The organism is Streptomyces zhihengii, assembly GCF_016919245.1.
GTDB classification, from domain to species: domain Bacteria; phylum Actinomycetota; class Actinomycetes; order Streptomycetales; family Streptomycetaceae; genus Streptomyces; species Streptomyces zhihengii.
Genome location: NZ_JAFEJA010000001.1, coordinates 369762 through 394266, shown reverse-complemented (window position 1 = coordinate 394266; position 24505 = coordinate 369762). Strand labels below are relative to the sequence as shown.

Here is a 24505-nt window from a genome sequence, read left to right as displayed (position 1 = left end):
TCATATTCCGGCGGGTGGACGCCATCGTGACCGCCGCTGAAGCGGCCTGTGAGGACCTGTCCGTACCGCCCCAGGGCACCGCCGCCCGCACCGGCACCGTCGCCGTGGTGGGGCTCGGCTACGTGGGACTGCCGACGGCGCTCGCCCTGCGGGCGGCCGGCGCCGCCGTCACCGGGATCGACATCAGCGGCAGCCGGCTCGCGGACATCCGGCGAGGCGATGTGGACCTGCCGCCGGAACAGCTCCGCTCCCTCGCCGAGGCGCTGCGGGATCCGGAGTTCCGCCTCACCGAGGACACCGGGGCGGTGGGGCGCGCGGAGGCCGTGATCGTCTGCGTGCCCACCCCCGTCGACCGGCACCGGGTGCCGGACCTGCGGGCGCTCTCCGCGGCGTGCGCCACCGTGGTCCGCCACGCCTCCGCGGGGCAGGTGCTGGTGCTCACCTCGACCAGCTACGTCGGCACCACCCGGGACCTGCTGGTGGAACCGCTCGCCGCCCGGGGTCTGCGCCCCGGCACCGACGTGTACGTCGCCTTCGCGCCCGAGCGCATCGACCCCGGCACCGAAGGCCACGCGCCCGAGTCGACCCCCCGGGTGATCGGCGGGGTCGGGCGGCGCAGCACCGAACTCGCGGCCGAACTGCTGCGGCGCACCGCGCCGAGCATCCACCGGGTGGACGACCCGGAGACCGCCGAGATGTGCAAGCTCTGGGAGAACACCTTCCGCGCCGTCAACATCGCCCTGGCCAACGAACTCGCCGACACCAGCCTGGAGTTCGGCCTCGACCCCCGGCAGGTCATCGACGCCGCCGCCACCAAGCCGTACGGCTTCATGCCCTTCTACCCGGGGCCGGGCGTCGGCGGGCACTGCATCCCCTGCGATCCGCACTACCTGCTCTGGCAACTGCGCTCCCGGCAGCGGGAGGCGCCGCTCGTCGACTCGGCGATGTCCGCGATCGCCGCCCGGCCCTCGGCGGTGGTCCGCCGGGCGCGCGAGGCCCTCGCCGACCGGGCGGTGGCCGTCGCGGGGGCACGGATCCTCGTCGTCGGGGTGGCGTACAAACCGGGGGTCGCGGATGTGCGGGAGAGCCCCGCGCTGGAGATCATCGACCGGCTGTCCGCGCTCGGCGCCCGGGTCGGCTACCACGACCCCCTGGTGCCGGAGGTGACCTCCCGGGCTGGTGGACGCCGCCACCTCGCCGAGGCGGCCTCGCTGCCGTGGGACCTCGTCCTGGTGCACACCCTCCACGACGGCACCGACGTGGCCGGCCTCGCCCGCGGCTGCCCGGTGCTCGACACCACCCACAGCCTCGCCGGCCGTCCCGCCGGAGCGGTCCGATGAGCCGACGGACGGCGGTGACGGGGGCGGGCCGGCGCCGCGGCACGCCACCCGAACCTCCCGCCCCGCCCGCGGCCACCGCTCCCGCCGCGTCCCGGGCCCCCTCCGCCGCCGCGGCCGGGCGGACGGCGACGGCCCTCCACCCCGCCCCGGCCGCCCAGGAACCCCGGGGCCAGGAACCCCCGGCCCAGGAACCCCCAGCCGCCCAGGAACCCCCGGAAGCCCAGGAACCCCCGGCCTCCCGTGCCCCCGGCACCGCGCCGCCGGCGCGCGGCGGACCGGTGCGGCGGTTCGCCGGGCGGTGGCTCGCCGGGCTGGACCCGTCGACCCGGCGGGGGGTCGTGCGCGTCGTCGTGCTGCTCTGCCTCACCCCGCTCACCGTCATCCTGGCGAATCGTTCCTTTGCGATCGCCGACGGCCTCGGCCCCGCCGCCGTCTACGGGACGGCGGTGCTCGCCGCGACCGCGGCGATGTTCTACGTCGCCTACACCCGCTACCGGGACCCGGCCGTCGAGCAGGTGCCCTGCCCGCGGCGGCTGCGCGGCACCTTCCCCCCGCTGCCCGAACAGCCCCGGGTCAGCCTGCTGCTCGCCGTCAGGGACGAGGAGGCCCGCATCGAGGAGTGCGTGCGCTCGATGGCCGGGTCCGACCTCCCGGGCGTCGAGATCGTCGTCGTCGACGACGCCTCCCGCGACGGCACGGGCGACATCCTGCGGCGTCTCGCCGCCGAACTCGGCATCACCGTCGTCCACCTGACCGAGAACGTGGGCAAGAAGCACGCCCTCGTCCGAGCCTGCGCCCGCGCCGACGGCGATGTCGTCGTCTTCACCGACTCGGACTGCGTCCTCGCGCCCGACGCCGTCCGGCGCTGCGTCACCGCCCTGGTGCGCAACCCCCACCTCGGCGCCGTCAGCGGCCACTGCCGGGCCCTGAACACGGACGCCTCGCTGCTCGCCCGGATCCAGGACGTCTGGTACGAGGGCCAGTTCCGCGTCGCCAAGGCGGCCGAGTCCGCCTTTGGCTCCGTGACCTGCGTCTCCGGCCCGCTGGCCGCGTTCCGCCGGGACGCCGTCTGGAACTACCTCCCCGCCTGGGCCGAGGACCGCTTCCTCGGCGCCCCCTTCCGCTTCGCCACCGACCGGCAGCTCACGGGCTACGTCCTCGGACAGGCATGGCACGGGAAACGGCTGAAGGAACGTCACGCCGGCTCCCCGTTCGTCACCGGCGAGGACTACCCCGAGCGCCCCTGGCTGGTCGGCTACGTGGCATCCGCCCGGGTCGGCACCGACGTGCCGGCCGGCGTCCGGGCGTTCCTGCGCCAGCAGGTCCGCTGGAAGAAGAGCTTCATCCGCAACCTGTGCTTCACGGGCGGCTTCATGTGGCGCCGCGGCCCCGGCGCCGCCGCCCTCTACTACGGGCACGTCCTGTGGGTGCTCCTCGCCCCGCTGATGGCCGTCCGGCACCTGCTGTGGGCCCCCCTCCAGGGGCTGTGGCTGCTCACCGGCCTCTATCTGTGCGGCGTCCTGCTCAAGGGCTGCGCCTGGGGCCTGGCGTACAAGGCCGACCACCCCGGGGACACCCGGTGGCGCTACCGGCCATTGATGAGTCTGCTCTCCTCCACCGTGCTGGCCTGGCTGCTCCCGTACTCGCTCGCCACCGTCCGCCGGGGGGTCTGGTCCAGGGGCACCTCGTGAGGGGCGCGGCGGCGGCCGCCGCCCGGGCCCTCGCCGCGGTGCTCTCCGCCCTCGTCGTCGTGCTGCTCCTGCTGACCGTTCTGACCAGGGGAGACCTTCTGTGACGCGCTCCGCCCACGATCCGGCCGCCGGGCGGCGCCTGCTGGTACGGGTGCTGCTCGGCGCGCTCGCCGCGGCGGTCGCCGCGATCCCGTTCCTGGCCGCCTGGCAGCACCGGACCGACCGGTTCGCCGTCGAGGAGCAGCTCTCCCCGGCCGCCGCGCCGCCGCCGGCCGCGGGCGCGCCCGCGCTGCGCGGCCTGCCCCGCGACACCGGCCCCGTGGTCCTCGCCTACCACGACGTGCGTCCCGACGGCGAACGCCCGTACACCGTGACACCCGCCGCCTTCGACGCGCAGCTCGCCGCCCTGCGGGCCGCGGGGTACCGGACGCTGAGCACCGCCGAGTTCGTCCGGCATCTGCGCGGCGAGCGGGTGCCCGGGCGCACCGTCTACCTGACCTTCGACGACGGCGCCCAGGGGCTGTGGCGGTACGCCGACCGCAGCCTGGCCCGCCACGGCATGCGCGCCGCCGCCTATCTGATCACCGGTCAGGTGGGGGAGCGGCACACCTACTACCTCTCCTGGGAGGAAGTGCGCCGGATGGCCTCCTCCGGCCGCTGGGACTTCCAGAGCCACACCGACGACCTCCACCGCCGCCTGCCGCTCGACGCCTCGGGCGCCCGCCTCGGCCCCGCCCTCACCGAGCGCCTCTGGCTGCCCGCCGAGCGCCGCCGCGAGACGCCCGCCGAATACCGGACGAGGGTCGCCGCGGACCTGGACCGCTCGATCGACGCGATCACCTCCCGCGGGCTGCCGAAGCCCCTGCTGTTCGCCTACCCGTTCTCCGAGTCGCACGGCTCCGGCCCGTCGGGCGCCGGCGTGCTCCAGGGCATGCTGCGGCAGCGCTTCACCGCCGCGCTCACCAACCACCACGGCCCGCACCCGCTCGGCGCGGGGGCCCGGGCCTTCGCCGAACGGACCGTCCAGCGCCTGGAGATCACCAGCGGCACCACCGTCGCCGGCCTCCTCGCCGGGCTCGCCGAACGCGGCCCCCGCCGCCCCGGCGGCGAGCCGCGGCCCTTGGCGGTGCCCGCCGGGTGGGAGTTCCCCGGCGCGCCCGGCGGCACCACCGTGGGCGCCTTCACCGGCGCCGGCCCGTACCCGCTGGAGCGCGGCCACCTCTCCGCCGAGTACCGCCCCCTGGCCACCGCGGACTGGACCGGCTACACGGCCGAGGCGAGCGTCGACGGCCTGCACTCCACGGCGAACGGCGTCTCCCTGACGGTGCGCGCCCACGGCGGCCGGCCGGTGCTCGTCGCGCTGAGCCGGGCCAACGTACGCGTCACCGAGGGGACCGGCGCCGCGCGGCGCACGGTCGCCCGGGCCCGGCTGGAGCCGGCGGCCCGCCACACCCTGCGGATCGTGGTGACGGCCGACGCCACCGAGGTCCGGGTCGACGGACGGCTCCGGGCCCGCGTCCCGGTGCCCCCGAGTGCCGCCGGGGGACACGCCACCGGCGGCGTCGCCCTCGGCGTCCACAACGACGGCGCCCCGCGGTGGCCGGCCTTCCGGACCCTGACGGTGGCCCAGACACGGCCCGCGGCCCCGGCGGAATCCGCACCGGAAGCGCCGCACGGCCGGGGACACGGAAGGACGGCACCATGAAACCGCCCGAGGCGCGCGGCCCGCTCGGCCGCAGGGCGCTGCTCGCCGCGGCCGTCGCCGCGTCGGCCGCCGGCACGGCCGCCGCCGCCCACGGCGCCGGCACCTCCCCGGCCCCGGCCGCGGATTCCACCGCGCCGGCCCCGGCCCCGTCGCCGGCCCCCGCCGGAAGCGATCCGGCCCCCGGCGGAACCTCCCCGGCCTCCGGCGGAAGCGATCCGGCCCCCGGCGGAACCTCCCCGGCCTCCGGCGGAAGCGATCCGGCGGCCGGCCGGCCGCCCTTCCCGCCCGACCCCGTGTCCTTCCGCTCGCGCTTCCCCGCCGACGGACTGGTCACCAACGAGTACGCCTTCCGCCGCCCCGGGGACCCGCGGGCCCGCCTCCACCCCGACTGGGACGTGACCAGCGGATCCCTCTTCGCCCGCTGGACGTACGGCTGGACGGGCGTCCCCGACGACCGCTCGCCCGACGCCCGTTCGTCCGACGGCACCGGCTCGTGCGTCTTCCGCCTGGTCACCCGCCGACGGGACCTCCAGGACGTCGCCGTCACCTTCCGCGCCCTGGTGGAGCCCCCGGTCACCACCCCCGGCACCCCCGCGCGGGACTGGGACGGCGCGCATCTGTGGCTGCGCTACCGCAGCCCCGACGAGCTGTACGCGCTCAGCTTCCGCCGCCGCGACGGCGTGGTGGTGCTCAAGCGCAAGAGTCCCGCGGTGCCGGGCGGCGAGGGCGTCTACCGCACCCTCGCCGAGGCCCGGCACCCCGTCCCGTACGGGCGGTGGCACCGGGTCAGCGCCCTGGCGCGCACCGTCAGGGGCGGTGTGCTGATCCGTCTCGCGGTGGACGGCCGACCGGTGCTGCGGACGGTCGACACCGCGCCGGGCGCGCTGGGCGGCCCCGGCGGTGTCGGGCTGCGCGGGGACAACACCTCCCTGGTCTTCGACCGGTTCACGGTGCGCAGGTCCCGGCTGCCCGGCCTCGGGTAGGGCTGACGGCCTCCGCCCGCCCGGCCCCCGCCCGCCCGGCCCCGCCCCGCCCCCGGACCCGCCCGGCCCCGCCCCGCTTTCCCCGGGACCCGCCCCGGCGGGCCCCTCCGCCGCAGGCCCGCACCGTCCCGGGAGAGCGCTCTATGCCTCTGGCCGGGCAGAACGCTAGGGTGCGGACATGAACAGACAGGTCCCGACACTGGAGGACGTGGCACGCGAGGCCGGAGTCTCACGGGCGACCGTCTCCCGGGTCATCAACGGGATCCGCAACGTCGATCCGCACATCCAGGACTCCGTGCGCCAGGCCATCGAGCGCACCGGCTACGCCCCCAACCGGGCCGCGCGCTCGCTCGTCACCCGGCGCGCCGAGACGATCGCGCTGATCGTCTCCGGGGCGGGCGACGCGGGTGAGGACGAGCAGGACGCCTTCGCCGCCCGGGTGTTCGCCGACCCCTTCTTCGGCCGGGTGGTCAGCGGGGTGGTCGGCTTCCTGCGGGGGCGCTCGATGCACCCGGTGCTGATGTTCGCCGAGACGAGCGCCGCCCGGGCCCAGGCGATCGCCTACCTCAAGCAGGGCAGTGCCGACGGGGCGCTCGTCGTCTCCACCCACGCGGACGATCCGCTGCCGGGGCTGCTGGCCGAGGCCCGTCTGCCCGCCGTGCTGTTCGCCCGGCCCGCCCACTCCGTGCCGCTGAGCTATGTCGACCTCGCCCACCGGGACGGCGCGCGGCTCGCCGCCGACCACCTCCTCGACCGGGGCTGCCGCCGCGTCGGCACCGTCTCCGGTCCCCAGGACGTGCCCGCGGGACAGGAGCGGCTCGCCGGTTTCCGGGACGCCCTGGCCCGCCGCGGCCACCCCTGGGTGCCGGTCGCCGAAGGCGGCTTCACCCTCCAGAGCGGTGTCTCGGCGATGATCCGGCTGCTGGACGAACACCCCGGCATCGACGGGGTGTTCGCCGCCAACGACCTGATGGCGCAGGGCGCGATCCAGGTGCTGCGCGAGCGCGGGCTGCGGGTCCCCGAGGACGTCGCGGTCGTCGGCTTCGACGACTCCAGCGCCGCCGCGGTGTGCCGGCCGCCGCTGACGACCGTCCGCCAGCCGGTGGAGCGGATGGCCGCCGCCATGGCGGAGCTGCTCGACGAGCACATCCGCGGCGCCCGGACCGAGCCCACCTCGCTCGTCTTCGACCCCGAGCTGATCGTGCGCGCCTCCGCCTGACACGAACCCCCGGACACACGGGAACCGGGGCCCGCCCGGCCCCGGAGGACGGGGACGGGGCGGGCCCCGGCGTACCGGGCCCCCGGATCGGCGTACCGGGGGCCCGGCGGATCAGGGCGGCCGGGCGGTTCTCGTCGAGCGCCGCGCCGCGGTGCGGCCCGGTCGCGTCGTCAGCCGCGCGAGGTGCACGGAAGACCGCCGACGGCGCCGTGGCCGGCGGGGGCCTTCGGCGTCGGGCCGGTGGCGCCGGCGCGGGCCCCCTCGTGCGGCGCTGCCGGCGGGCCGGCCTCCCCGGAGGGAAGGACCGGCCCGCCGCCCCGGCGGACCGGGCCCGGCCGCGTCAGGCTGCGTGGTGAGCGCTCTCCAGTGCAGCCCGGTGCTCGCGGATGACCTCCGCGTAGCCGCGCCCGCTGCCCTTCACGGTGCGCGCCTGGGTCTTGTAGTCGACGTGGACGAGGCCGAAACGCTTGTCGTAGCCGTACGCCCACTCGAAGTTGTCCAGCAGGGACCAGGCGTAGTACCCGGCCAGCGGGGCCCCCTTGCGCGCGGCGCTCGCGCACGCGGCGAGGTGGCTCAGCAGGTAGTCGGCCCGCTCCGGGTCGTCCACCGTGCCGTCCGCGCCCACCACGTCCGGGTAGGCCGAGCCGTTCTCGGTGACGTAGAGCTTCCGGGCGCCGTACTCCTCGGTGAGGCGCAGCAGCAGCGTCTCGATGCCCTCGGCCTCGATCTCCCAGTCCATGCCGGTGCGCGGCACGCCCGGCCGGCGGACCTGCCGGGCGTACGGTGCCGGGCCGGCCGGGTCGTCGGCGACGACCGCCGGGAAGTAGTAGTTGAGCCCGAGCCAGTCGAGCCCGCCCCCGATGATCTCCAGGTCGCCGTCGCGCACGGGCAGGTCCACGCCGTACAGCTCGACCATGTCCTCGGGGAATCCGCGGCCGTGCACCGGGTCGAGCCACCAGCGGTTGGTGTGGCCGTCCATCCGCCGGGCCGCTGCCACGTCCTCGGGGCGGTCGGACGCGGGCGTCACCGTGGAGAGGTTGTTGACGATGCCGACCTGCGCCCCGGGCGCCGCCGCGCGGATCGCCTGCGCGGCGAGCCCGTGACCGAGCAGCAGGTGGTAGGAGGCGCGGACGGCGGTGGGCAGGTCGCTGACGCCCGGCGCCATCCGGCCCTCCAGGTGGCCGATCCACGCGGAGCAGAGCGGCTCGTTGAGCGTGGCCCACTGGGTGACGCGGTCGCCGAGGCGCTCGGCGAGGGCGCCGGCGTAGGCGGCGAGGTGGTGGGCGGTGTCCCGCTCGGGCCAGCCGCCCCGGTCCTGGAGGGCCTGGGGCAGGTCCCAGTGGTAGACGGTCAGGCTCGGCGTGATGCCCGCCTCCAGCAGGCCGTCCACCAGCCGGTCGTAGAAGTCCAGGCCCCGGTCGTTGACCGGGCCGTCGCCGCCGGGGACGACCCGGGGCCAGGCCGCGGAGAAGCGGTAGGCGTTGGTGCCCAGCTCCTTCATCAGCGCGATGTCCTCGCGCCAGCGGTGGTAGTGGTCGCAGGCGGTGTCGCCGTGATCGTCGTTGTCGATCTTCCCGGGGGTGTGCGAGAACGTGTCCCAGATCGACGGGGAGCGGCCGTCCTCGGCGACGGCGCCCTCGATCTGGTACGCCGATGTGGCGGTGCCCCAGGCGAAGTCGTGCGGGAGCGCGGCGAGGTCGATGGGCTTGGTCACGGACGTCCTTTCAGACAGGGGAGGGGGGTGCCGGCACGGCGGGGGGTCACTTGACCGCCCCGGCGGTCAGGCCGGTCACCAGGTAGCGCTGGAGCAGCAGGAAGCCGGCCACCACCGGGATGCTGACGACGAGCGAGGCCGCCATGATCTGGTTCCAGTACACGTCGTTCTGGGTGGAGTAGCCCTGCAGGCCGACGGCCAGGGTGCGGGTGGTCTCGTTGGTCATGACGGAGGCGAAGAGCACCTCTCCCCAGGCCGTCATGAAGGCGTAGACCGCCACCGCCACGATGCCGGGGATCGCGGCGGGCACGACCACCCGGAACAGCGCGCCGATCGGGCCGCAGCCGTCCACGGTCGCCGCCTCGTCCAGGTCTCTCGGCACGGACTCGAAGTACCCGATCAGCATCCAGATCGAGAACGGCAGCGAGAAGGTCAGATAGGTGAGGATCAGGCCGCCCCGCGAGCCGAAGAGCGCGATGCCGGTGGCGTTGCCGATGTTGACGTAGATGAGGAAGAGCGGCAGCAGGAAGAGGATGCCGGGGAACATCTGGGTGGAGAGCACGGTCACCGTGAACACCCGCTTGCCGCGGAAGGTGTAGCGGCTCACCGCGTACGCGGCGAACACCGCGATCACCACCGAGCACACCGTCGCCGCGCCCGCCACGATCAGCGAGTTGACGAAGTAGTCGGCGAGCGGCACCGTCTCCCAGATGTCGAAGTACGGCCGGATCGTCAGTCCGCTGGGGATCCACCGGAACTCGCCGGTGACGTCCTGGAGCGGCTTGAGCGAGCTGGAGACCATCACGAACACCGGCAGTGCGACGAACGCGGCGAGCACGGTCAGGAAGATCCGCCGGGACCACACGAAGGAACGGGGCGCCGCCATCGGCGACCGGACGGCGGGGCGGCCGCCGCGGGAGGCGTGACTAGACATGGGAGACCTTCCGACCTCGGGAGGTGAAGAACAGGTACACGCCCGTCACCAGCAGCAGGAAGCCGAGCAGCAGTACGGACATGGCCGCCCCGGTGCCGAAGTTCCAGGTGGCGAACGACGACTGGTAGATGTGCACGGATATGAGGTCCGCCGCCTCCGGCGCCGCTTTGCCGAACAGCACGAAGGGCGTGTTGAAGTCGTTGAAGGTCCACAGGAAGAGCACCAGTACGAGGACCTGGTTGACCGGGGCCAGCGACGGCAGGGTGATGCGCCGGATCTGCTGCCACATGCCGGCGCCGTCCAGGGCGGCGGCCTCGTACAGCTCCTTGGGGATGTTCTGGAGTCCGGCCATGACGATCAGGAAGGCGAACGGCCAGCCCTTCCACACCGAGACGGTGAGCAGGGCGAAGAAGCTGTTGTCCCCGATCAGCCAGAACGGCCGCCCGTCGGTGAGCCCGAGCTGGTCGTGCAGGACGTGGTTGATCAGGCCGTTGTCCCGCTGGAACATGAACGCCCAGGTGATCACCGCCGCGTACACGGGCAGCGCGTACGGCACCAGGAACAGGGCGCGCAGCAGGCCGCGCCCGGCGAACGTCTCCTGCATGTACACGGCCGCCGTGGTGCCGAGCAGCCAGCACAGGCCGACGGACAGGACGGTGAACAGACAGGTGATCCAGAAGGAGTGGAGCAGTCCCCGGCCCACGGGCGCGTCGAAGTCGACGGCGACGGAGAAGTTGTCGAACGCCGTCCACGGCGCCGCCGTCCAGTCCCGCAGGTAGAACTGCGTGAGCTCCTTGAAGCTCATGACGAAGCCGATGACGATCGGGACCAGATGGACGAGCAGTTCCAGCGCGAGTGCGGGCAGGAGCAGGAGGTACGGCAGTCCGATGCGGCGGAGCCGCCCGGGGCGGCGCGGGCCTCGCGCCGTCCCGGGGGCCTTCCCCCGCACCCCGGCCTGTCCGGCCGGTGTGCTGATGGTGGTGGTCATGGCAGAAGCACCGCTCACTGCCCGGCCATCTGCTGCTGAGCCTTGGTCAGCTCGGCCTTGACGTCCGCGTCGGTGGGCTGCTTGCCGGACGCCGCCTGGGCGAAGAGGTTCTTCACGGCGGTGCCGACGGCGGTCTCGAACTGCGACTCGTTGGGCACCTGCGGCAGGGCGGCCGCGCTCGTCGCAAGGGTGTCGCGGAGCACCTTGAGCTCGGGCCGGTCGAACGCCGGGTCGCTCTGCGCCGCCTTGACCGGCGGGATGGAGCCGTAGGTCGAGCAGAGGTGCTTCTGCTCCTCGTCGCTGGTCATGAACTTCACGAACTCGAGCGCGCCGTCGAGGTTCTTGGTGTTCTTGAAGACGGCCATGTTGATGCCGGCGACCATCGAGTTGACGCTGGTGTCCTGGCCGGGCGTGCCCGACTGGACCGGGACCGGCGCGACGCCCCAGTCCTCGTCCTTCATGCCCTGGGCCTTGAAGGTGGTGGCGGCGGCCTGCCACAGCACCATCGCGGTCTTCCCCTTGGAGAAGTCGCTGAGGGACTGGTTCTGCGCGTACTCCGCGTTGCCGGGGGCGACGACCTTGTCGGTGGCCATCAGGTCGACGTACTGCTTCACGGCCTTGACCGCGCCGTCGCTGGTGAAGTCGGCCTTGCCCTCGGCGTCGAAGAAGTCGGCGCCGTGCTGCTTGCCGAGGACGAACACCTGGTGGATGTTGTTGGAGAGGTTGGAGCCCTCGGCGCCCAGACCCCACTTGTCGTCCTTGGAGATCTTCCTGCCGGTGGCGACGAGCTCGTCCCAGGTGGCCGGGGGCTTGTCGACGCCCGCCTCGGCGAACATCTTCTTGTTGTAGTAGAGCGCGTACGCCATCGAGTACAGCGGCACGGCCGCCGGGTCCTGGCCCTCGGCGCCGGTGGACCCGAGCGCCGAGTCCACGAACCGGTCCCTGCCGCCGATCTTCGCGAGGTTCTTCTCGTCCCAGGGCAGCAGTGCGCCGGTGGCCTGGAGCGACGCCGACCAGGTGTTTCCGATGTTCAGGACGTCCGGGCCCTGGCCCGAGGTCGTCGCCGTCATGATCCGGGTGAGCAGGTCGGACCAGGGCACGACCTCCAGCTTGACCTTGATGCCCGTCTGCTTCTCGAACTTGTCGAGCTCGGGCTGGAGGATCTTCTTGTCGGCCTCGATGTTCGGGCCCTGGTTGGAGGCCCAGTAGGTCAGGGTCTTGGGCGACTCGTTCGATCCCCCATCGGTGGACGACCCGCCGCCGCAGGCGGTGGCGGCGGCGAGCAGGGAGACGACGACCGCGCCACTGGCGGCTGCCCGGATTCTTCGCATGGCTCCAGGTGTCCCTTTCCTCAGGAGCGACGAAAGCCGTGAGGGACGGAGAGGCCGGATGGCTACGGCGTTCGACTCCCGAACGCCCTCAGGGCTTAATTTAGGACGTGAGTTAAGCTTCGCCGAAAGGTCGCGTCAAGAGGGTGAACGAAGGTATGTTGCCGCGAAGGCAGTCCGGGAAGGAGTCACGATGGCCCAGCGGACCAGGCGCACGGTGAATGACCTGCGCAGGGGCAACCGTGCGGCGGTATTGCAACGGTTGTATTTCGACGGACCGATGAGCCGCCAGGCGCTCGGGCCCGTCACGGGGCTGAGTTCGGGCTCCATCAGCAACGTGGTCGCCGAACTCGCCGCCGAGGGCCTCGTGGAGGAGGCCGGCAGCGTCGAGTCCGACGGCGGCCGTCCCCGCACCCTGCTCAGGGTCAGCCCGGCGGGCGGCCACATGATCGGCGTCGACCTGGGCGAGACCCGGGTCCGGGTCGAGCTGTTCGACGTCACCCTCACCGAACTCGCCCGCGCGGAAAGGCCGTTGACCGACTCCGCCTACGACGTCGGGGTGATCGTCGAGCACATCCGCAGCGGCGTCGACGAGGTCCTCACCCGGGCCGCCGTGCCCCCCGAACGCCTGCTCGGCGTCGGCATCGGCACCCCCGGCATCGTCGAACGCACCGCCGGCCGGGGCGCCGTGGTGCACGGCCAGACCATCGGCTGGGACGCCGTGCCCCTCGAAGCGCTGCTGCGCACCGCGTGCCGGCTCCCCGACACCGTGCCGTACTTCATCGACAACGGCGCCAAGACCCTCGGCCAGGCCGAGATGTGGTTCGGTGCGGGACGCGGCGCGCACAGTGCCGTCGTCGTCCTCTTCGGATCCGGCGTCGGCGCCTGCCTCTTCTCCGAGGGCGCCGACCAGGGCAGAGCCCTCGAATGGGGCCATCTGACCGTGCAGGCCGGCGGACGCCGCTGCCGCTGCGGGGCGGCCGGCTGCCTGGAGGCCTACGCGGGCGCCGAATCCGTGCTGGAGCGCTGGCGCGAGGCCGGCGGACGCCCGCCGGAGGGCGTCGACGAGGAGACCCGGCTGACCGCGCTGCTCGCCGCGGCCTGCCCCCCGGACGGCACCGCCCCCGACCCCGTCGCCCACGCGGTGATGACGCAGACCGCCGAGTACCTCGGGGCGGGGATCTCCGACCTGGTCAACCTCTTCCAGCCGGAACGCGTCCTGATCGGCGGCTGGGCGGGCCTGGCGTTCGGCTCCCGGTTCCTCGACGACGTCCGGCGCCACGCCGCCGCCTACTCGCTGGCGCATCCCGCCTCGCGTGTCACCGTCGACCTCGGCCGCCTCGGCCCCGACGCGGTCACCGTCGGGGCGGCGACCCTGCCCCTCGCGGACTTCTTCGCCCGCGGCGGCCGCCGCGCCGCCCCGGTGGCGGACATCGCGCCCCCGGCATGGCGGGCCGCCCTGGAGGACCGGGTCCTCGGCTAGGCGCTCGGCCTGCGGCCACGGATCCCCGCGAGGCGTTGCCTCGCGGGGATCCGGCGCGCGGGTCAGCCGTCGTGCAGCGCCTTGCGCAGCGCGTCGACCGCGAGATGGCGGGCGACGTTGGCGGCGCGGGTGTCACGCAGGCTGTCCAGCAGCAGGAAGTCGTGGACCATGCCCGCCACACGCACCGACGTCACATCGACGCCCGCCTCCCGGAGCCGGTTGGCGTACTTCTCGCCCTCGTCCCGCAGGACGTCCGCCTCGTCGGTGATCACCAGGGTCGTCGGCAGCCCCTTGAGCTGGTCCAGGCTCGCCCGCAGCGGGGAGGCGTGCGGCTCCCGGCGCTGCTCGGGATCGGTCGTGTACTGGTCCCAGAACCAGATCATGCCGTCCCGGGTGAGGTAGTAGCCCTCGGCGAACTGCCGGTACGAGGGGGTGTCGAAGTCGGCGTCGGCGACCGGGTACAGCAGCACCTGCGCCCTGAGGTCCAGCCCGCCGCGCTCCTTGTTCATCAGCGCGAAGACCGCCGACATGCACCCGCCGACCGACTCGCCGGTGACGGCGACCCGGCCGGGGTCCAGGCCGTGCTCGGCGCCGTGCCGCGCCAGCCACTGGCCGACCGCGTAGTTCTGCTCCACCTGCGTCGGGTACTTCGCCTCGGGCGCCCGGTCGTAGACGGGGAACACCCCGGCCGCCCCCGCGCCGACGGACAGCTCGCGGAAGAGGCGGTCGTGCGTCACGTCGTCGCCGAACACCCAGCCCGCCCCGTGGATGTAGAACACCACGGGGAGCGGGCCGGTGAGGCCCCGGGGGCGGATGATGCGGGTGCGCACCTGGCCCCACTCGCCGGCGTCGACCGTCACCCACTCCTCGTCGACCGAGGGGCGGTCCACGCCGTCGCCGGTCTGCAGGCCCAGCAGGATCTCGCGGCCCTTCTCGGGCGGCACCTCGTAGATCCGCGGATGGGGGTCGGTGGCCTCCGCCAGTTCCTTCGCGGCGGGTTCCAGGTACGGCGTGATCGGCGGGGGAATCTCGGCCATGCTGGATCTCCTCCAAGCTGTGGGGGGAGTGCCCGGCGGCCCGGCGCGCGGAACCTGCCGCGCGCACCTGGCCGGGCACCCTCCCCATGCTGGGCCGGAACCGCCGCGGGCGCACCCCGGCCCCGGGGGCCGTGCCGCGAAGCCCCCGGCGCCCCGCTCCCGGACGGGGGCTACAGCTCGTAGACCTGGCCGGTCTGGGCGCCCTCGACGGAGCGGACGTAGGCGTCGGCGACCTCCGCGAGGGGCACGGGCCTCATACCGGGGAACACGCTCCCGTACCGCCCGAGGCTCTCGGTGAACACCGTGGGGCTCACCGCGTTGACCCGCCGGGGCGCGATCTCCACGGCCGCCGCGCGCACGAACGCCTCCAGCGCCCCGTTGGCCGCCGACGCGGCGCTGCCCGTGAGCACGGGCACCCGGGCCAGTACCCCGGTGATCAGGGTGAACGACCCCCGCTCCGCGACATGGTCCAGGCCCTGGCGCACCAGCTCGATCTGCGCCAGCACCTTCCCGCGGAACGCGGCGGTGAAGTCGTCCGGGGTCAGTTCGGCGAACGGCCGGTAGGGCACCGACCCGGCCGCGCTCGCCACCGCGTCCACCCGGCCCGCCTCCGCGTACAGGGCGGTGATCTGCGCCGGGTCGGTGATGTCGTACCGCAGGTCGCCGTCACCGCGCGCCACGGTGACCACCTCGTGTCCGCGGCCGGTCAGAGCCTTGTGCACGGCCGAGCCCAGGGTGCCCGTGCCGCCGATCAGCAGAATCCTCATGACCCCGACGCTAGGTCCGGCGCGCCCCGGTGCGGAAATGCCGTCCGGGACGCACTTATGCTCGGTGGTCATGAATGTGGAGCTGCGGCACCTGCGGGCACTCGCCGCCATCGGCGACGAGGGAAGCGTCACCGGGGCGGCGGCCGTGCTGCACATCGGCCAGCCCGCCCTCTCGCGCACCCTGGAGCAGCTGGAGCGCCGGCTCGGCGTGCGCCTGGTGGAACGCACCACCCGCACCCTGCGCCTCACCGACGCCGGACGCCGGCTCCACGAGCGCGCCCACCGGATCCTCGCGGACCTCGACGACGCCCTGCTCGACGCGGCCCGGGGAGCGCGGCCGCTGCGCATCGGCTTCCCCTGGGCCGCCCTCGGCGACCGGACCGTGCCGCTGCTGCGCGCCTGGCGCGAGGAGCACCCCGACAGCCCGGTGCGCGCCCACCGCGGCGACGACCCCGAGGCCGCGCTCCGCCGCGGCGAGACCGACGCGGCCCTGCTGCGCACCCGGCCCGCGCCGGACGCCGGGCTCGTCGTGGAGGAGCTGTACTCCGAGCCCCGCGTGCTCGCGACCGCCGCCGACGACCCGCTGGCCGCCCGCGCGGCGGCCGGCCTCGGCGATCTGGCCGGCCGCTCCGTCGCCGTGTGCGCCACCGCCGCGACGACGGACGGCCTCTGGCCCGACGGCGGGCCGCGGACCTTCGAGGTGGCGAACGCCGACGACTGGCTCACGGTGATCGCCACCGGCGATGCGCTCGGCGTGACCGCGGAGGCCACCGCCCACAGCCACCCGCACCCGGGCGTGCGCTACCTGCCGCTGCCGGACGCGCCGCGGGTCACCGTCCGGGTGGCCCGCCCGCGCGTCCCCACCCATCCGGCGACCCTCGCCTTCCTCGCCCACCTGCGCCGGGTGACGGCCCGTCACCCGGGCTGAGCGGCGGCCCTACTGCTCGCGCACACCCCACGGGGAGCCGTACGCGGTGAGCAGGTCGAGGAACGGGCGCGGGGCGAAGGCCTCGGGGCCGAGCACACCGGCGCCCGTCCAGGTGCCGTCCGCGATCAGCTCCAGGGCCACGACGGGGTTCACCGCCGTCTGCCAGACCACGGCCTGGCAGCCGTACTCCGCCATGGACCAGGCGTTGTCGACGACATGGTGGAGGTAGACCTCGCGCGGCGCGCCGTCCCTGGTCCCCTTGACCCAGGTGCCCGCGCAGGTCTTCCCCCGCATCCGGTCGCCCAGGGCCGCCGGGTCCGGCAGGCAGGCGGCCACCACGTCGCGCGGGGAGACCCGGACCCGCTGCCCGTCCTCCGCGGTGACGGTGACCGGCCGGGTGCTGTCGAGGCCGACCCGGTGCAGGACGCGCAGCGTCTCGATGAACTCGGCGCCGAGCCCGTACTTGAAGGTGACCCGGTCCGCCTCCACCCACCGGGGGATCAGCAGCACCTCCTCGTGCTCGACGTTCACGCACTCCACCGGCCCGATCCCGCCGGGGAAGTCGAAGACCTCCGGCTCGCTGAACGGGGGAGTGGTGAACCAGCCGCGGTCCTTCTCGTACACGACGGGCGGGTTGAGGCACTCCTCGATCGTCGTCCAGATGTTGAACGACGGCGCGAAGTCGTAGCCCTCCACGGTGAGGTCGGCGCCGTCGCGCACACCGATCTCCTCGATGGTGTCGAAGAGTTCGTCGGCCGCGTACCGGGCGAAGACGTCGGAGAGCCCCGGTTCGACGCCGATGCCGACGAGCGCCAGCCGGCCCGCCTCCTCCCAGGCCGGGGCCATGGCGAACTGCTCGTCCCCGAGCTTCACCCCGGTCCTCTCGTGCGGCAGTTCCGCATGGGGCCGGGACAGCGACATCGCCATGTCCAGGTAGTGCGCGCCGGCCGCGAGCGCGGCACGGAACAGCGGCATCACGAAACGCGGGTCGGTGGCGTTCAGCAGCACGTCGCAGCCCTCGTCGCGCAGCAGCGCGGTGACGGCCCCCTCGTCGGAGGCGTCGACGCGGGCGGCGGCGAACCGCTCGGCCCGGCCGGAGCCGGCCAGCGCCGCCACGGCGGCCTCCGCACGGGGCAGCGCGTAGTCCGCGACGACCATCCGCTCGAAGAAGCCGCGCCGGGCGGCGATACGGGTGATCGCCGTGCCGACTCCGCCGGCGCCGATCAGCAGGATACGCATATCAGGTCCTTTCCCTGCACAACGGTCTTCGCCCGGGCTGCACCGATCCAACGCGCCGCGTGCGGTTATGGTCAATGGCGTTGGCATAAGCGTCGGTGACGGCGGACGGCACGGCGGCAGACACGCCGGACCCGGCCCGGGAGGCACACGCCCGGCACACCGGGCCGGCCCGGTGCCCCGCCCGCCCCGGGGAAGGAGCGCGGGCGATGCCCAAGAAGGTGGTCGCCGAGGGGGACCGCAGACGGCGGCGCCCCACCAAGGCGGGCGCGGTGCTCTCCGAGCGCCTGATCGTGCTCACCGCCCTGCGCATGCTCCGGGAGCACGGCGGCGAGGGACTCACCGCGCGGCGGCTCGGGCTGGCGCTGGGCGCCGACCCCAGCGCCCTCTACCGGTACTTCCGGGGCATGGACGACCTCACCCTGGCGATCGGCGACGAACTGATCGGGCGCGCGCTCACGGGCTGGTCGCGCACCGGCGACTGGCAGGTCGACCTGCGCGCCCTCGGTCTGCGCGTCCACGCCGCCTACCTCGACCACCCCCAGGCCGCCGTCCTCACGGCGAGCCGGGTCTCCGGGCGGGCGCACGAGATCGCGGCCGACGAGGCGATCCTCGACGTGCTCCACCGGGCGGGCTTCGACGTCGCCGCGGCCGTCGGCGTCTACCACTGCTTCATCGACCAGGCGCTCGCCTTCGCCGCCCTCGACGCGGCCACCCTCGCGCTGCCGGAGGCCGCCCGGGCGGCCGACGAGGCCGTGTGGCAGGCCACGTACGCCACGCTGCCGCCCGCGACCCACCCCCGGATCGCGCGGGCCGCCCCGCGGCTGGTCGCCGAGATGAACACCAGCGCCTATCCGGCCGCCCTCGACATGCTCATCGAGAGCGCCGCCGCCCGCCTGGGCCGCTGACCCCGCGGCCCCCGCCGCCCGGCATGGGGGCGCCGGCCCGGAACACCCCTGTGCCGCAAGGGAGACGGGAGGCACACTGGGGCCCATGGGAGAGGCAGCGCACACGGTGCGGGACGGGGCGGCGGACGGCGAAACGCGGACGGACGCCCTGCTCGCCGCGGCGGGGGCGGCGGGCGCCGACGTCACCGGCCGCGTCCCGCTCACCGGCGGCACCTACAACACGGTGGTCCGCGCCGACCTCGCGGACGGCCGCCGATGGGTCGTCAAGATCCCGCCCCCGGCGGGCACTTGCGGGCTCAGCTACGAGAAGGACCTGCTGCGCGCCGAGGCCGAGTTCTGCTCCCGTGCCGCCGCGCTCGGGGACGTCCCCGTACCGGAGCTGGTGCACGCCGCGTTCGGCCCGTCCGACCCCGGCGGCCCCGGCATGGTGACGACCCACCGCCCCGGCACCGCCTGGCACGAGTGCGCCGGCACCATGGACGACACCGAGCGGCGCCGCCTGCGCGGGCTGCTGGGGCAGGGCGTCGCCCGTCTCCACACCGTCACCGGCCCCGGCTACGGCTACCCGGGCGGCGGCCTCGGGCCCCTCGCGCCGACCTGGGGCGAGGCGTTCACGGCCATGACGGACGCCCTGCTCGCCGACGCCGGACGCCACCTGCCCGAACCGCCGCTGCCGCTCGACCGGATCCGCCGGCGGTTCGCCGCTGCGCGCCCCGTCCTCGACGACGTGACCCGGCCCGCGCTGGTCCACTTCGACCTCTGGCAGGGGAACCTGCTCGTGGACGGCCCGCCGGGCCGACGGGTCCTCAGCGGCATCGTCGACGGCGAGCGCATGTTCTGGGGCGACCCGGTCGCCGACTTCGTCTCCCTCGCCCTGTTCGAGGACATCGGGGACGACGCCGACTTCCTGGCCGGCTACGCGCAGGCCGGCGGCCCCGCCGTCCTCGACGACCCGGCCCGGCTGCGCCTCGCCCTCTACCGCGCCTATCTGTACCTGATCATGCTGGTCGAGGCCGGTCCGCGCGGCTACGGCACGGAGCAGCGCGCCTGGCTGCGCGGGACGGTGGAGCCCCTGTTCACGGCCGCGCTCACCGAAGCGGCCGACCGGACCGGGCGGTGAAATCCCGTCACGGCGGCCACGGGGCGGGATAGCGTCACCGACGGGCCCCTCCGAGGGGCCCGGACGGCACGGGAACACACCCTGGGGAGTGCGATGACCGACGAAGCGGATCTGCGCCATCTGCGGCGCTGCGTGGAACTGGCGGCCGAGGCGGTGGACGCCGGTGACGAGCCGTTCGGCTCCGTCCTGGTCGGGGGCGACGGCACGGTCCTGGCGGAGGACCGCAACCGGGAGACCTCCCTCGCGGACCAGACCCGCCACCCCGAGTTCGCCCTGGCCCGCTGGGCCGCGGCCAACATGACGGCCGAGGAGCGCCGCGCCGCGACGGTGTTCACCTCCGGGGAACACTGCCCGATGTGCGCCGCCGCCCACGGCTGGGTCGGCCTCGGCCGCATCGTCTACATCGTCTCCTCCGGGCAGCTCGGCGAGTGGCTCGGCGAACTGGGCGTGGCACCGTCGCCCGTGCACCCGTTCGCGGTGTCGGAGGTGGTGCCGGGCATCGAGGTGCAGGGCCCGGTCCCCGCGCTCGCGGACGACGTCCGCGCCCTGCACATCCGCTTCCGCGAGGCCCGCGCGCGGGGCTGACGGACCGGCGCAGCGGTGCGGCGCATCCCGTCAACCGGGGTGCGCCGCACCGCTCCTGACCCCTGCGGTTCGGCGTTCCCGGGCGGCCGCCCCGCCCCGGAAAACCGGTGTCGCCCGCTCGCACCGGCCTCGTACACTCGGCTCGCGCGCCGGCACACCGCCGGTGCCGACCGCGGACGCCGGCGACCGGCGCCGAGGACCAGCAGAGGGGAGCCCGCCGTGCGTGACCACACCGCCGTCGCCGTTCCCCGTTCCCGGTTCGACGTGATCCCGGTGTCCCGGGACGCCCGGTGCCGGCTGCGCGGCCGCCACCGGACCCCCGTGACGAACGCCTGACCTCCCGCTCCCCGCACGCCCGCCCTCCGCCGCCCGGACGGCTCGGTCACCGAGCCGTACCGCAGGCCGGTCCGCGGGCCGCCGCGGCGAGCCACGGTCCGCGGCGCGCGGCTCCCGCCCGCCCGTGGCCCGTTCGTCCCGCAATCGCGCCGCCACCTTCCCCGTCACACCGTGAAAGGCCACCGGCCGTGCGCATCAACCTGCCCCAAGCGAACGCCACTTCGACGGACGCCGTCCGCAACCTGGGCATCCTCGCCCACGTCGACGCAGGCAAGACCACCGTCACCGAGCGGATCCTCTACCTCACCGGCGCCACCCACAAGCGCGGCGAGGTCCACGACGGCACCACCGTCACCGACTTCGACTCGCAGGAGCGCGACCGGGGCATCACGATCTTCGCCGCGGCCGTCAGCTGCCAGTGGGACGGGCACCGGATCAACCTCATCGACACGCCCGGACACGTGGACTTCGCCGACGAGGTCGAGCGCTCCCTGCGCGTCCTCGACGGCGCGGTCGCCGTGTTCGACGCCGTCGCCGGCGTGGAACCGCAGAGCGAGTCGGTGTGGCGCCAGGCGGACCGCCACGGAGTGCCCCGGATCGCGTTCGTGAACAAGCTCGACCGGGCCGGCGCCGACCTCGACACCGCCGTCGCCTCCATCCGCGACCGGCTGCACACCGTCCCGCTCGTCGTCCAGCTCCCCATCGGGCGCGAGGACGGCTTCACCGGGGTGGTCGACCTGCCGCGGATGCGTGCCCTGGTCTGGGACGGCGACACCTGCGCCGAGGGCCCGGTGCCCCCGGACCTGCTGGCGCAGGCGCTGCGGCGCAGGCGCCTGCTCGAGGAGGGCGTGGCGGAACTGCACGCGGCGGCACTCGACGAGTACTGCGCGAGCGGCACCCTCTCCGAGGGGACGCTCGAAGCGGCGCTGCGCGACATCACCCTCGGCGGCGAGGGCGTCGTGGTGCTGTGCGGATCGGCGTACCGCAACCGCGGCATCGAGCCGCTGCTCCGGGCCGTCGTCGCCTATCTGCCCTCGCCGCGGGACGTCCCGCCGGTGAGCGGAACGCACGGCGGCACGCGGCAGCGGCGTCCGGCCGAACCGGACGCACCGTTCGCGGGTCTGGTGTTCAAGGTGAACTCCACGGCCACCGGCCGGCTGACCTATGTGCGGGTGTACTCGGGAACGCTCACCAAGGGGGACACCGTGCTGGACGCGGGCACGCGCCGCACCGAGCGGATCGGACGCATCCTGCGGGTGCAGGCGGACCGGCACGCCGAGGTGGACCGGGCGGTGGCCGGGGAGATCGTCGCCGTGGTGGGGCCGAAGGCCGCCCGGGCGGGGGCCACGCTGTGCGCGCCTTCGGCACCGCTGCTCCTCGAACCGCCCACCGTCGCCGCCGCGGTCGTCTCGGTCGCCGTCGAGCCCCGCACCGGCCCCGACACCGACCGGCTCGCGTCCGCGCTGGCCCGGCTGGTGGAGGAGGACCCGTCGCTCACGGTCCGGAGCGATCCGGAGACGGGCCAGACGGTGCTGTCCGGCATGGGCGAACTGCATCTGGAGGTCGCGGTGGAGAAGATCCGCAGGAGCCACGGCATCGAGGTCGGCGTCGGCCGGCCGCAGGTCGCCTACCGGGAGACGGTCGTCCGCGGGGTGTCGGGTCTGGTGTACCGGCACGTCAAACAGGACGGCGGCGCCGGGCAGTTCGCCCATGTCGTCATCGACGTGGCGCCGCTGGACTCCGCCGCGGGCGAGGACTTCGCGTTCGAGTCCGCCGTCGTCGGCGGGCGGGTGCCCAGGGAGTACGTCCGGGCGGTCGAGGCGGGCTGCCGTGACGCGCTCGCCGAGGGCCCGCTCGGCGGGCACCCGGTCACCGGGGTGCGGGTCACGCTGACCGACGGCGCGACCCATCCGAAGGACTCCTCGGAGATGGCCTTCAGGACCGCCGCCAGGTTCGCCCTGCGCGAGGCCCTGCGGGCCGCCGTGACCGGTCTGCTGGAACCGGTGGTGGAGCTGACCGCGACCGTGCCGGACGACGCGGTCGGCGGCGTGCTCGGCGACCTGGCCGCCCGGCGCGGCCGGGTCACGGGCCAGACGGCCCGGGCGGGCACCGCCGTGATCACGGCGACGGTGCCGCTGGCCGAGCTGTTCGGCTACGCGTCCCGGCTGCGCAGCCGTACGCAGGGCCGTGGCACCTTCACGACCCGCACCACCGGCTACGCCCCGGTGCCCGCGGCCGTCTCGGACGCGGTGCTGCAGCGTTAGCCGCTGCGGCTGCCGCTGCCGCTGCCGCGTCGGCGGCCGTGAGGCTCCCCGCACGGGCGGGGAGCCTCACGGCCGCCTGTTTTCTGCCCGTTTCCTGCCCGAATCTGTTTACTTTGCTCCGGATGGTGCGTAGGCTCGCCGAAAACCACATGACCGGTCATGGAAACGGATGTAAAGCCACATGTTCGCAGCGGAGCGTCAGCAGGAGATCCTGCGCCTCGCCCGGGACGGAGGGCGGGTGGACGTGCTCTCCCTCGCCGAGGAGTTCCAGGTCACCGCCGAGACCGTACGGCGCGACCTCAAGGCGCTCGACCGCGCCGGCCTCGTCCGCCGCGTCCACGGGGGCGCCATCCCCGCCGGGCAGCTCGAACCGGATCTGGCGGAGCGGGACACCGTCGCCACCGACGAGAAGGACGGCATCGCACGCGCCGCCCTCGCCGAGCTGCCCGCCGAAGGCAGCGTGATCCTCGACGCGGGCACCACCTCCGCGCGGCTCGCCGCCGCGTTCCCGGTCGACTCCCGGCTCACCGTGGTCACCCACGCCCTCCCCATCGCCGCCCGGCTCGCCGACCACCCGGGCATCGCCCTCCACCTCGTCGGCGGCCGGGTCAGGCACCGCACGAGGGCCGCCGTCGACGCCTGGGCGCTGCGCGCCTACGGCGAGATCCGGGCGGACGTCGTCTTCCTCGCCACCAACGGCTTCGCCGTCGACGGCGGACTGACCACGCCCGACCTGGCCGAGGCGGCCGTCAAGCGGGCCGCCGCCCAGGCGGCCCGCAGGGTCGTCCTGCTCGCCGACTCCGCCAAGTTCGGCCGCCGGCACTTCGCCCGGTTCGGCGAGCTGCGGGACGTCGACGTGCTGATCACCGACACCGGTCTCGGCGACGACGACGCCCGCGCCGTCGAGGCCCAGGGCACGGAGGTGATCCGCGCATGATCCTCACCCTCACCCCCAACCCCAGCCTGGACCGCACCTACGAGCTGCCCGGCCTCCGGCGGGGCGCCGTGCTCCGCGCCGGACGCGACCGGGTCGACCCCGGCGGCAAGGGCGTCAACGTCTCCCGGGCCGTCGCCTCGGCCGGCCGCCGCACGGTCGCCGTGGTGCCCCTCGGCGGCCCCGAGGGCGCGCTGCTCGCCCGCCTCCTCGGCGAGCACGGCATCGAGGCGGCGGGAGTGCCCGTCGCGGGCTCGACCCGCGTCAACATCTCGCTCGTCGAGCCCGACGGCACCCTCACCAAGGTCAACGCGCCCGGCCCGGAGATCAGCCGCCCCGAGGCGTCGGCCCTGCTGGAGACCGTCGGCACCCACGCCGCCCACGCCGAGTGGATCGCCTGCTGCGGCAGCCTGCCGCGCGGCCTGGCACCCGAGTGGTACGCGGAACTGGTCGCGGGCATCCACCGCACCGGCGGACGCGTCGCCCTCGACACCTCGGGCGCCGCGCTGACCGCGGCCCTCCCGCAACAGCCCGACGTGATCAAGCCGAACGCCGACGAACTGGCCCAGGCCGTCGGCCGCCCCCTCGCCACCGTCGGCGACGCCGTGAAGGCCGCCGAGGAACTGCGCGGCCTCGGCGCCCGCGCCGTGCTCGCGAGCCTCGGCGCCGACGGGCAGCTCCTGGTCGACGCCACCGGCACCTGGTTCGGCCACGCCCCGGCCCGCGCCGTGCGCAGCGACGTCGGCGCGGGCGACGCCTCGCTCGCCGGGTTCCTCGCGGCGGGCGGCGGCGGGCCCCGGGCGCTCGCCGCGGCCGTCGCCCACGGGACGGCCGCCGTCCAGCTGCCCGGCAGCGTCATGCCGTCCCCGTCCGACCTCGACCCGGCGTCCGTCACCGTGACCGGCGACGTCCCGCTGGACCGCCCGCTGGCCCGCCCGGCGGGGGAGCCCGCCCCGTGAACCGGCGCCCCCGCCCGGCCGCCCCTCCCGTACGGGCCCCGCACCG

Annotated in this window: 20 protein-coding genes; 13 read left to right on the top strand and 7 right to left on the bottom strand. The window is 74.8% G+C overall.

Going from position 1 to position 24505, the window contains the following annotated elements:
- Positions 1-14 precede the first annotated feature (14 nt).
- From JE024_RS01665 to JE024_RS01645, 5 genes are all read left to right on the top strand, one after another.
- Entirely contained in the window at positions 15-1340 is a 1326-nt protein-coding gene (locus JE024_RS01665) for a nucleotide sugar dehydrogenase (RefSeq protein WP_307840687.1), read from the top strand.
- Positions 1337-3031, top strand: a complete 1695-nt coding sequence (locus JE024_RS01660) for a glycosyltransferase family 2 protein (RefSeq protein WP_244882505.1) — start codon at positions 1337-1339, stop codon at positions 3029-3031. The genes JE024_RS01665 and JE024_RS01660 overlap by 4 nt, the downstream gene beginning before the upstream one ends.
- A gap of 100 nt (positions 3032-3131) precedes the next feature.
- A complete protein-coding gene (locus JE024_RS01655) occupies positions 3132-4736 on the top strand; it encodes a polysaccharide deacetylase family protein (protein WP_205371843.1) in 1605 nt (534 codons plus the stop codon).
- Positions 4733-5719 carry a hypothetical protein gene (locus JE024_RS01650; protein WP_205371842.1) on the top strand — a complete coding sequence of 329 codons (987 nt, stop codon included), beginning with the start codon at positions 4733-4735 and terminating at the stop codon, positions 5717-5719. Before JE024_RS01655 ends, JE024_RS01650 begins: the two co-directional genes overlap by 4 nt.
- Before the next feature lie 178 nt (positions 5720-5897).
- The gene (locus JE024_RS01645; RefSeq protein WP_205371841.1) at positions 5898-6938 is read left to right on the top strand and encodes a LacI family DNA-binding transcriptional regulator; all 1041 of its coding nucleotides are present in this window, start codon (positions 5898-5900) and stop codon (positions 6936-6938) included.
- Between the two features lie 340 nt (positions 6939-7278).
- Here JE024_RS01645 and JE024_RS01640 read toward each other — a convergent pair whose 3' ends face one another.
- The 4 genes from JE024_RS01640 to JE024_RS01625 are packed head-to-tail and all read right to left on the bottom strand — an operon-like array spanning position 7279 to position 11905.
- A complete protein-coding gene (locus JE024_RS01640; protein WP_205371840.1) occupies positions 7279-8652 on the bottom strand; it encodes a GH1 family beta-glucosidase in 1374 nt (457 codons plus the stop codon).
- 46 nt (positions 8653-8698) lie between these two features.
- The gene (locus JE024_RS01635; RefSeq protein WP_205376309.1) at positions 8699-9538 is read right to left on the bottom strand and encodes a carbohydrate ABC transporter permease; all 840 of its coding nucleotides are present in this window, start codon (positions 9536-9538) and stop codon (positions 8699-8701) included.
- 40 nt (positions 9539-9578) lie between these two features.
- Entirely contained in the window at positions 9579-10574 is a 996-nt protein-coding gene (locus JE024_RS01630; RefSeq protein ID WP_205371839.1) for a carbohydrate ABC transporter permease, read from the bottom strand.
- A gap of 14 nt (positions 10575-10588) precedes the next feature.
- Positions 10589-11905 (bottom strand): ABC transporter substrate-binding protein, encoded by a 1317-nt coding sequence (locus tag JE024_RS01625; RefSeq protein WP_205371838.1) that lies wholly within the window; start codon positions 11903-11905, stop codon positions 10589-10591.
- A gap of 190 nt (positions 11906-12095) precedes the next feature.
- Between JE024_RS01625 and JE024_RS01620 the strand changes: the two genes are divergently transcribed.
- Positions 12096-13385 carry an ROK family transcriptional regulator gene (locus JE024_RS01620; RefSeq protein WP_205371837.1) on the top strand — a complete coding sequence of 430 codons (1290 nt, stop codon included), beginning with the start codon at positions 12096-12098 and terminating at the stop codon, positions 13383-13385.
- Between the two features lie 62 nt (positions 13386-13447).
- On the opposite strand, the gene JE024_RS01615 is transcribed toward JE024_RS01620, so the two are convergent.
- Positions 13448-14422 (bottom strand): alpha/beta hydrolase, encoded by a 975-nt coding sequence (locus JE024_RS01615; RefSeq protein WP_205371836.1) that lies wholly within the window; start codon positions 14420-14422, stop codon positions 13448-13450.
- Positions 14423-14592: 170 nt separating this feature from the next.
- Entirely contained in the window at positions 14593-15189 is a 597-nt protein-coding gene (locus JE024_RS01610) for a short chain dehydrogenase (RefSeq protein WP_205371835.1), read from the bottom strand.
- A 70-nt stretch (positions 15190-15259) separates the two neighbouring features.
- Between JE024_RS01610 and JE024_RS01605 the strand changes: the two genes are divergently transcribed.
- A complete protein-coding gene (locus JE024_RS01605) occupies positions 15260-16117 on the top strand; it encodes a LysR family transcriptional regulator (protein WP_205371834.1) in 858 nt (285 codons plus the stop codon).
- A gap of 9 nt (positions 16118-16126) precedes the next feature.
- On the opposite strand, the gene JE024_RS01600 is transcribed toward JE024_RS01605, so the two are convergent.
- Positions 16127-17356, bottom strand: a complete 1230-nt coding sequence (locus tag JE024_RS01600) for a saccharopine dehydrogenase family protein (RefSeq protein WP_205371833.1) — start codon at positions 17354-17356, stop codon at positions 16127-16129.
- Positions 17357-17562: 206 nt separating this feature from the next.
- Between JE024_RS01600 and JE024_RS01595 the strand changes: the two genes are divergently transcribed.
- From JE024_RS01595 to pfkB, 6 genes are all read left to right on the top strand, one after another.
- A complete protein-coding gene (locus JE024_RS01595) occupies positions 17563-18261 on the top strand; it encodes a TetR/AcrR family transcriptional regulator (protein ID WP_205371832.1) in 699 nt (232 codons plus the stop codon).
- A gap of 85 nt (positions 18262-18346) precedes the next feature.
- Positions 18347-19381, top strand: coding sequence for a phosphotransferase family protein (locus JE024_RS01590; RefSeq protein ID WP_205371831.1), 1035 nt, complete (start codon positions 18347-18349; stop codon positions 19379-19381).
- Between the two features lie 93 nt (positions 19382-19474).
- The gene (locus tag JE024_RS01585; RefSeq protein WP_205371830.1) at positions 19475-19966 is read left to right on the top strand and encodes a nucleoside deaminase; all 492 of its coding nucleotides are present in this window, start codon (positions 19475-19477) and stop codon (positions 19964-19966) included.
- Positions 19967-20490: 524 nt separating this feature from the next.
- On the top strand, positions 20491-22566 hold the full coding sequence (fusA, locus tag JE024_RS01580; protein ID WP_244882502.1) for an elongation factor G: 2076 nt from the start codon (positions 20491-20493) through the stop codon (positions 22564-22566).
- A gap of 181 nt (positions 22567-22747) precedes the next feature.
- On the top strand, positions 22748-23503 hold the full coding sequence (locus JE024_RS01575) for a DeoR/GlpR family DNA-binding transcription regulator (protein ID WP_205371829.1): 756 nt from the start codon (positions 22748-22750) through the stop codon (positions 23501-23503).
- Positions 23500-24459: a 1-phosphofructokinase gene (gene pfkB, locus JE024_RS01570; protein WP_205371828.1), complete on the top strand. Its 960-nt coding sequence runs from the start codon at positions 23500-23502 to the stop codon at positions 24457-24459. The genes JE024_RS01575 and pfkB overlap by 4 nt, the downstream gene beginning before the upstream one ends.
- The last annotated feature ends 46 nt before the right edge of the window (positions 24460-24505 follow it).